This window comes from Streptosporangium sp. NPDC006007 (genome assembly GCF_040614315.1).
Lineage (GTDB): Bacteria > Actinomycetota > Actinomycetes > Streptosporangiales > Streptosporangiaceae > Streptosporangium.
Genome location: NZ_JBEXUG010000026.1, coordinates 83,579 through 92,187, shown reverse-complemented (window position 1 = coordinate 92,187; position 8,609 = coordinate 83,579). Strand labels below are relative to the sequence as shown.

Sequence of the window (8,609 nt, the reverse complement as noted above, 5' to 3'; positions counted from 1 at the left end):
ACCCACCACCACATCCGTCCCACGCCCCAACCGCCGACGCCCCTCACTCAACATCGCGTACGTCTTACCGACACCAGGCGCCGCACCCAGATAGATGCGCAACTGCCCGCGCGTCCTGCTCATCGCCGCTCACACTCCCGTCCGGTTTCCCGGGCTCCGCTCACTCACTCCCGGCCGAGGGCCGGGTTGAGCCGACCGTAACGGTGAAGACCGTGGCCGGGAGCGTTGGGGACGCCGTTCCTCATCTCCGCTCCTCAACTGGACCTGTGCGTCTGAATCCGCGCGTTTCCAGCCACCGGGCGGTGCCCTCTATGCAAGGAAATCGCGAGGTTTGGGGGCTTTTGTGCGCCTTGACGGGTTCCATACGCTGCCAAAACGATTATTGACGCGATCCATACACGGTTCTCCGACACACCCGATCCCCGGCGACAGCCGCCGGGGTATCCGGGCACGTGACCGCAGTGCCGGCGGACACCCACTTCCGGGACAGTTGCCGGGGCATCGGATGCCAGGGAAACTCTGATGGTCGTCCCGCGCCGGGCGGACGTCACCGGCCCGGCAGGGCGTCAACCACGGGGCCCGCGAGCCGGAAATTCAGTTGACGGGGGATTTACCCTTAACGGGTCCTTACCCCGACCGGTGTCTGTATCAACTGAAAAATATAAGGAGCGTGCTGCCTGCTGATGCCCCCCGATACCGCCGCCCCAGCGCGAGAACCCGGTACTCATCGGCCCCCGAACGCCCGCCGCGCCAGGACGAACTCCCTGTGGAGAATGAGATCCTACCTGCGCCCCTACACCACCCGCATGTCCCTCATCTGGTTGCCGTCCCTCGCCGGAGTCGGGATCGGCATCGTCATCCCGCTGATCGGCAGAGAGATCATCGACGGCCCCGTCGCCCGCGGCGACACCGGCGCCCTGCTCCCCCTCGCGCTGCTCGCCCTGGCTCTGGGCGTGATCGAGGCGCTGTTCGTGCTTCTGCGCCGATGGCTGCTGGCCGCCGCCGTCCTGGGCCTGGAGACCAGGATCCGCGACGACCTCTACCGGCACCTCCAGCGACTGCCGATGAGCTTCCACGACGCCTGGCAGTCCGGCCAGCTGCTGTCCCGCGCGACGACCGACCTGTCCACGATCCGGCGGTTCCTCGGCTTCGGCCTGCTCTTCCTCGTCCTGATCAGCGTCCAGATCGTGACGGTGACCGGGCTGCTGCTGCACATGTACTGGCCGCTCGGCCTGCTGGTCGCCGCCTCGGCGCTGCCCGTCGTCCTCACCACGCTCCGTTTCGAGCGGGGCTACATCGACGTCTCCCGCCAGGTACAGGACCAGCAGGGCGACCTCGCCACCCTGATCGAGGAGTCCGCGGCCGGCATCCGCACGATCAAGGCGTTCGGCCGGGGCGGGCACGTCTCCGCCCTCTTCGCCGAGGGGGCGGGGAAGGTCCACCGGACCTCGATGGAGAAGGTGCGGCTGTCGGCCCGGTTCTTCACCTTCCTTGAGGTGATCCCCAACGTCACCCTCGCCGTGGTGCTGCTGCTCGGCGCGCTCGCGGCCGGCTCGGGATGGGTGACGCTGGGCACGCTGGTGGCCTTCACCACCCTGATGCTGCAGCTGGTGTGGCCGGTCTCGGCACTCGGTTTCATCCTGGTGATGGGCCAGGAGGCGATGACCGCGGCCGACCGCGTGATGGAGGTGCTCGACACCGAACCGGAGATCATCGGGGGCGTGGACGTGATCGAGCGGCCACGCGGGCACCTCCGCTTCGAAGGCGTGGGGTTCCGCTTCCCCGGCGCGGCCGAGCCGGTGCTCCGCGACATCTGGCTGGAGGTACGGCCGGGCGAGACGGTCGCGATCGTCGGCGCGACGGGCTCCGGCAAGACCACCCTGACCGCTCTCGTCCCCCGGCTCCACGAGGTGAGCACGGGCCGGATCACCATCGACGGCCAGGACGTACGGGACCTGTCGTTGCCCGCGCTCCGCTCGGTGGTGGCCACCGCCTTCGAGGAGCCGACCCTGTTCTCCATGAGCGTCCGGGAGAACCTCACGCTCGGACGGCGCGACGCCACCGAGGAGGAGATGGAGGAGGCGCTGGAGATCGCCCAGGCGGGGTTCGTCCACGAGCTGCCCTGGGGACTGGAGACCAGGATCGGAGAGCAGGGCATGTCCCTGTCGGGCGGCCAGCGCCAGCGCCTCGCCCTGGCCCGAGCGGTCCTCAGCCGGCCGAAGGTCCTCGTCCTCGACGACACCCTCTCGGCCCTGGACGTCGAGACCGAGGCCCTGGTGGAGGAGGCGCTGCGCCTCGTGCTGCGGGACGCCACCGGGATCGTGGTCGCCCACCGGGCCTCCACCGTGCTGCTCGCCGACCGGGTGGCCCTGCTGATGGACGGCACGATCGCCCGGGTCGGGCGCCACCACGAACTGCTGGCGAACGTGCCGGAGTACCGCGCGCTGCTCTCGGCGGGCATGGACGACCAGGAGGCGCCACGATGAGCGGTGACGACGGACGGAACTGGCGCGGCGTCGCCACCGAGGAGCGGGACGAGTTGCCGGAGCGGGTGTCGTTCCTGCTCCGCACCCGCTCCCGGCGCCTGCTCATCGAGCTGCTGCGACCGTACCGGCGGGAGATCGCCCTGCTCGTCGCGGTCATAGTGATCAGCAACGCGGCCTCGCTCGCCATCCCCTTCCTGATCAAAGTGGGCATCGACTCCGGTATCCCGCCGATGAGCTCGGGCCGGGGGCCGGCCATCCTGGTCACGGTGGTCGTGGCGATCCTGGCGGCGGCGGCGATCCAGGCGGGGACCCGGCGGGTGTTCCTCACAATGGCCGGCCGCATCGGCCAGGACGTGCTGCTTGAGCTGCGGCGCCGGGTCTTCGGCCACTTCCAGCGGCTCTCGCTCTCCTTCCACGACGGCTACACCTCGGGCCGGGTCGTCTCCCGGCTCACCTCCGACATCGAGGCCATCTCCGAGATGCTGCAGTCGGGGTTCGACGGCCTCGTCACGGCCGTGCTGACACTGACCGGCACCGCCGTCCTGCTGCTCGTCCTGGACGTCAAGCTGGGCCTGGTCGCCCTGCTGCCGCTGCCGATCCTGCTGCTGTTCACCGGCTGGTTCCGGCGGCGGTCAAGCATCGCCTACCGCAGGACCCGGGAGACCGTGGCGCTGGTGATCGTCCACTTCGTCGAGTCGATGACCGGTATCCGGGCGGTTCAGGCGTTCCGCAGGGAGCCGCGCAACCAGGAGATCTTCTCCCGGCTCAACGCCGACTACCGGGACGCCAACGTACGGAGCATGCACCTGATCGCGATCTTCATGCCGGGTGTCAAGCTGATCGGGAACGTCACGATCGCCGCCGTCCTGCTCTACGGCGGATGGCTGGCCGTCGGAGGCGACGTCACCGTCGGCGTGCTCGCCGCCTTCCTGCTCTACCTTCGCCAGTTCTACGAGCCGATGCAGGAGATCAGCCAGTTCTACAACACCTTCCAGTCCGCGGGGGCGGCGCTGGAGAAGCTCTCCGGCGTACTGGAGGAGAGGCCGGCCGTGGCCGAGCCGCGCGTCCCCGTACCGCTGGAACGGCCGCGCGGGCACCTGCGGTTCGAGGCGGTGAGATTCTCCTACCTGGACGGCACCCCCGTCCTGTCCCGGCTGGACCTGACGATCCCCGCGGGGCAGAGCGTGGCGGTGGTCGGCACCACCGGAGCGGGGAAGACCACGATGGCCAAACTGATCGCCAGGTTCTACGACCCGGTGGCCGGGCGGGTGCTGCTGGACGGGGTCGACCTGCGCGAGCTGGACGAGGAGTCGCTACGCGCCGCGGTGGTCCTGGTGACGCAGGAGAACTTCCTGTTCACCGGCTCGGTCGCCGACAACATCAGGTTCGGCCGGCCGGCCTCGACCTTGGCCGAGGTCGTCGAGGCCGCCCGCTCCATCGGCGCCCACGACTTCATCTCGGCGCTCCCCCAGGGATACGACACCCCGGTCGGCAAGCACGGCGGCCGGCTGTCGGCCGGGCAGCGGCAGCTCGTGGCGTTCGCGCGGGCCTTCCTCGCCGACCCCGCGGTGCTGATCCTCGACGAGGCGACCTCCAGCCTGGACGTCCCCGGTGAGCGGCTGGTACAGCAGGCCATGCGCACGATCCTGGCGGACCGGACCGCTGTGATCATCGCGCACCGGCTGTCAACCGTCGAGATCGCCGGCCGGGTGCTCGTGATGGACGGCGGCGGAATCGTGGAGGACGGCCCACCCGAGAGGCTCATCGCGGGAGCGGGCCGCTTCGCCGGCCTGCACCGGGCCTGGCTGGACAGCATCTCCGACCTGCCGAGCGTCCCCGACTAGCCTTCGTTTTCCGCCTGTGCGTCATCGTCGTAGGTCAGGCGCCACGACGCCCCCGCATGCGTGCCCAGCGGGGAGGCGGGGGCTTGATCCCGGCGCCCGCAACTGGCATTTTCAACTGTGGACGACCATCGGAAAGGGAATATGGTCATGACAATACTGAAGAGAAATGTCGGTATGTGGATCAGGAGGTTTAATCCGGGTGACGGGGCTCGAACCCGGCTGATCTGTTTTCCGCACGCCGGCGGATCGGCGAGTTTCTACTCCCCGCTCTTCAGGACCATGCCCCCGACGGTGGACGTGGCGGGAATCCAGTATCCAGGGCGCCAGGACAGGTGGCACGAGAGACTCATCGGCGACGTCGACGAGCTGGCGGACCGGATCGCCGTCGAGTTGGAGCCGTGGACGAACCTGCCGATCGCGCTGTTCGGCCACAGCCTGGGCGCGACCCTCGCCTTCGAGGTCGCCAGGCGGCTGGAACGCGACGGGACCGTGCCGGTGGCCCTCTTCGCCTCCGGCCGTCGCGCGCCCTCCCGGCACCGGAACGAGCGTGTGCATCTGGGCAACGATCGCGACCTGCTGGCCCAGGTCAAGAGGTTGCACGGCACGGACGGGCAGGTTCTGGAGAACGAGGAGATCGTCCGCATGATCATGCCCGCGCTGCGCAGCGACTACCGGGCCGCCGAGACCTACCGGTACCGCCCGGGCCCCAGGCTGAACTGCCCGATCCTCGCCCTGGCCGGCGACAACGACACGGTGGCGACCGTCGAGGAGGTGAACGCCTGGGGCGAGCACACGACCGCCCCCTTTGAGCTGCGGGTTTTCCCCGGTGGTCATTTCTTCCTCACCGCGCACGCCGCCGCGGTGCGGGACCTGGTCTCCCAACGGCTCTCCGACGGCTGAGGGGGCGGCGGAAGAGGCTCCGGAGCGCCGGAGTTCGGGAGGTCTTCCGGCCGTCCCGCGCCCTCTCGGGGAAATCCCGTGAAATCCTGGCCCCGTGGGGAGCCGCCGGGTGAATCCGTCACCCGGCGGCTCCGACTGTTTGAGCGGCAGCCGTCCCAGAAAGGCGAAGATCGCGAAATGAAGATACTTGTCACCGGCGGGGCCGGATTCATCGGCTCCCACTACGTCCGGACCCTGGCGCACCGGGGCGGCCCGGCCATCACGGTCCTCGACAAACTCACCTACGCCGGCAACCTCGCCAACCTCGACTCGGCCCGAGGCCACTTCACCTTCGTCCAGGGCGACATCTGTGACACCGCCCTGGTCGCCGAACTCGTCGCCGAGCACGACGAGGTGGTTCACTTCGCCGCCGAGTCGCACGTCGACCGGTCCATCGAGAACGCCGCCGAATTCGTCAGGACCAACGTGACCGGCACCCAGACTCTGCTGGACGCGGCGGTCCGCAGCGGGCTGAAGTCGTTCGTGCACGTCTCGACCGACGAGGTGTACGGCTCCATCGCGGTCGGCTCGTGGCCGGAGACCGACCCGCTGCGGCCCAACTCCCCCTACGCGGCGTCGAAGGCCGCCGGCGACCTGCTCGCGCTCGCCTACCACCGCACCCACGGCCTGGACGTGCGGGTGACCCGCTGCTCCAACAACTACGGGCACCACCACTTCCCCGAGAAGGTCATCCCGCTGTTCATCACCAACCTGCTCGACGGGAAGAAGGTCCCGCTCTACGGCGACGGGCTCAACGTCCGCGACTGGCTGCACATCGACGACCACGTGCGGGGTATCGAGCTGGTGCGTACGGCGGGCCGTCCCGGCGAGGTCTACAACATCGGGGGCGGTACCGAGCTGAGCAACAAGGAGCTGACCGCCCTGCTGCTGACCGCCTGCGGCGCGGACTGGGACATGGTCGACTTCGTCGAGGACCGCAAGGGCCATGACCGCCGCTACTCGGTCGACTGCACCAAGATCTGCACGGAGCTCGGTTATCTTCCCGGCAAGGATTTCGCGACCGGCCTGGCCGAGACCGTCGCCTGGTACAGGGAGAATCGCTCCTGGTGGGAGCCGCTCAGGGAACGGGCGGCCCTGGGCGTCGGCTGACAGTGATGACGGAGGTGAGCGCCGCCCGGTGGGATCCGCTCCATCGGCTGACCGGCCACGGTGCCCTCAACGGGATCCGCCGGTCCTGACCGGGAGGCGCTCACCCGCACTCCCGGGCGCGGCGTCCGGGGTGCCGGGTACGGCTCCGCCCCCGCCCTAAGGCGCCGGGGAACGGAACCGTACGGCACAGTCCGGCTGGTCAGTCGTTGTCACCGTCGCCCTGACGGCTCTGCCCGTCCCGGCCCCCCTCAGGGGCCCGGCCGCTCTTACCGTCCTGCTCGCCCTTGCCATCCTGTCCCTTGGACCGCTCGTCTCACTCGCACCCGTCCCTGGCCTCCCGCTTGTCCTCGGCCTTGTCCTCGGCCCGCTCCCGCTTGTCCTCGGCCCGGTCCTCGGCCCGCTCCCTCTCGTCCTCGGCCCGGTCGTCGGCGTCGTCCCACCGCTCGTCGGCGTCGTCCCACCGGTCCTCGGCCCGGTCCTCGGCCTGCTCCCGCTTGTCCTCGGCCTTGTCCTCGGCCCGCTCCCGCCTGTCCTCGGCCCGGTCGTCGGCGTCGTCCCACCGGTCGTCGGCGTCGTCGTCCCACTCGCACTTGTCGTCGCCGGTGTTCCCCGCCTTGCCGTCCGGGCTCCCGGTCCGCCCGCCGGGGTCGTCCTGAATGGCGCTGCTGCTCGCCTTGGTCTCGAAGAGGGGCGGGGCGACGAAGATCGTGCCGGCCGGGCGGGGCTCGTTTTCGTCCTGGGCGGCGAAGGCGACGCCGCCGCTCACGGCGAGCACGGCGACCGCGAGTCCCGCGAAAGTGATCAGGGGCTTGCGCATCTGGATTCTCCCTTGTGGCTTCCGGCGTTATCCGGGGATTTTTACGGTGTCCCCTTGAGAATGCCGTGCCGGGCAATAGCAAAATGATGCGACTTTCCTAATAAACGGTTAAGGCAGCGGCGGGCCGAATTCCAGGGTGATTTCGGCCCCTCCGGACGGCGATCCGCCGGCCCTCAGCCCGCCCCCGGAGCCCTCGGCGGTACGGCGGGCGATGTCCAGGCCGAGCCCGGTGGACGACCCGCCACTCGTCCCCCTGGCGACCGGGGCCGGATGCGCGAACCCGGGCCCCTCGTCGGCGATCACCAGGCGGGCGCCGCCTCCGGGGCGCGGTGTCAGCTCCACGGCGAAGGGCGTGCCGTCGGGAGTGTGGGCGAAGACGTTCTCCAGCAGCAGGTCGACACAGGCCGCCAGGTCCTGCGCGCTCACCCTGACGGGGAGCGGGCCGGGGGTGAGCCCGCGCCGTACCGGCCGGTCCTGGTCCTCGGCCAGCGCCGACCAGAAGGTGACCCGCTCGGCGACCACCTCGGCGGCGTCGCAGCGCGCCACCCCCTTCCGGTCGAACCGGCGAGCCTCCCTGATCACCTGGGTGACCATGCGCTCGACGGTGTCGACGGCATCCCTCACCCGTCCGGCCTCGTCCCTGTCACCCAGGGACTCGACCTCCAGCCGGAGCGCGGTGACCGGGGTGCGGAGCTGGTGGGAGAGGTCGGCGACGGCCTCGCGTTCGCCGGCGAGCAGCTCGCGGATGCGCGTGGCGAGCTGGTTGAGGGCGGTGCCGACGTCGCGGATCTCCGATGGGCCCGCCGGGTCGACGCGCGCGTCCAGATCCCCGTCCGCCAATCGGCGGGAGACGCCGGCGACCTGCCGGACCGGCTGGATCAGGGAGCGGGCGAGCCTGTCGGCGACGATGACGCTCACGGCGAGCAGGGCCAGCCCGATCAGGCCGAGCACGAGCCAGGCGCGTCCGACCCCCTGCCTGAGCCTTTCGGTGCCGACGAACGTACGGATGACCGCGGTTCCACCGGTTCCGCGCTGGACCGCCACGAGGATCTCCCTGCCCCCCGGCGTTTCCACGGTGATGCTGCGCCCACGTGTGGCCAGTTCCACCGAGGGGCCGCGTGGGGCGGGGGAGCCGAGAAGTGTGCCGTCCGGCAGGAAGACGGTGATCGGCGTCCCGGTGGACTCGCCGGCCTGCCGTACCGTGGCGTCGAGGGTGGCTTGGTCGCCGAGGGCGACCACGGGGACCAGCGCCTGCGCTCCGGCGGTGGCCCCGGAGGTGGCCCGCTCGGCGGCGACCGTGCTCACCAGCATGGCCAGCGGCACCAGGAACGCGACGAGGACCAGCGAGGTGGTCGCCATTGCCAGGAGGGCGAGCCGCCGCCTCATCCGGTGCTCCTCATCCGATTCGCCCCG

General features: G+C 70.1%; 6 protein-coding genes and 1 pseudogene. 4 read left to right on the top strand and 3 right to left on the bottom strand.

Translation table 11 applies throughout. The features are described from left to right. A pseudogene (locus ABZ194_RS20520) lies at positions 1-123 on the bottom strand (sensor histidine kinase KdpD); the annotation flags it as partial. Between the two features lie 650 nt (positions 124-773). On the opposite strand from ABZ194_RS20520, the gene ABZ194_RS20515 reads away from it, so the two are divergent. The 4 genes from ABZ194_RS20515 to rfbB all read left to right on the top strand — a co-directional run bounded on the left by ABZ194_RS20515 (position 774) and on the right by rfbB (position 6,379). Beyond that, a complete protein-coding gene (locus ABZ194_RS20515; RefSeq protein ID WP_355598470.1) occupies positions 774-2,486 on the top strand; it encodes an ABC transporter ATP-binding protein in 1,713 nt (570 codons plus the stop codon). Continuing rightward, entirely contained in the window at positions 2,483-4,330 is a 1,848-nt protein-coding gene (locus tag ABZ194_RS20510) for an ABC transporter ATP-binding protein (protein ID WP_355598468.1), read from the top strand. The genes ABZ194_RS20515 and ABZ194_RS20510 overlap by 4 nt, the downstream gene beginning before the upstream one ends. A gap of 147 nt (positions 4,331-4,477) precedes the next feature. Further along, positions 4,478-5,230 (top strand): alpha/beta fold hydrolase, encoded by a 753-nt coding sequence (locus ABZ194_RS20505; RefSeq protein WP_355598466.1) that lies wholly within the window; start codon positions 4,478-4,480, stop codon positions 5,228-5,230. Positions 5,231-5,407: 177 nt separating this feature from the next. After that, positions 5,408-6,379: a dTDP-glucose 4,6-dehydratase gene (gene rfbB / locus ABZ194_RS20500; RefSeq protein ID WP_355598464.1), complete on the top strand. Its 972-nt coding sequence runs from the start codon at positions 5,408-5,410 to the stop codon at positions 6,377-6,379. Between the two features lie 313 nt (positions 6,380-6,692). On the opposite strand, the gene ABZ194_RS20495 is transcribed toward rfbB, so the two are convergent. Together ABZ194_RS20495 and ABZ194_RS20490 are read right to left on the bottom strand one after the other, a co-directional pair. Beyond that, positions 6,693-7,196 carry a hypothetical protein gene (locus tag ABZ194_RS20495; RefSeq protein WP_355598462.1) on the bottom strand — a complete coding sequence of 168 codons (504 nt, stop codon included), beginning with the start codon at positions 7,194-7,196 and terminating at the stop codon, positions 6,693-6,695. Positions 7,197-7,304: 108 nt separating this feature from the next. Continuing rightward, on the bottom strand, positions 7,305-8,582 hold the full coding sequence (locus tag ABZ194_RS20490; protein WP_355598460.1) for a HAMP domain-containing sensor histidine kinase: 1,278 nt from the start codon (positions 8,580-8,582) through the stop codon (positions 7,305-7,307). Between the last annotated feature and the right edge of the window lie 27 nt (positions 8,583-8,609).

Bases quoted from the DNA above. Each gene is read 5' to 3' on its own strand.
- ABZ194_RS20515 (WP_355598470.1), top strand. From the start codon at position 774: ATGAGATCCTACCTGCGCCCCTACACCACCCGCATGTCCCTCATCTGG.
- ABZ194_RS20510 (WP_355598468.1), top strand. From the start codon at position 2,483: ATGAGCGGTGACGACGGACGGAACTGGCGCGGCGTCGCCACCGAGGAG.
- ABZ194_RS20505 (WP_355598466.1), top strand. From the start codon at position 4,478: ATGACAATACTGAAGAGAAATGTCGGTATGTGGATCAGGAGGTTTAAT.
- rfbB (WP_355598464.1), top strand. From the start codon at position 5,408: ATGAAGATACTTGTCACCGGCGGGGCCGGATTCATCGGCTCCCACTAC.
- ABZ194_RS20495 (WP_355598462.1), bottom strand. From the start codon at position 7,196: ATGCGCAAGCCCCTGATCACTTTCGCGGGACTCGCGGTCGCCGTGCTC.
- ABZ194_RS20490 (WP_355598460.1), bottom strand. From the start codon at position 8,582: ATGAGGCGGCGGCTCGCCCTCCTGGCAATGGCGACCACCTCGCTGGTC.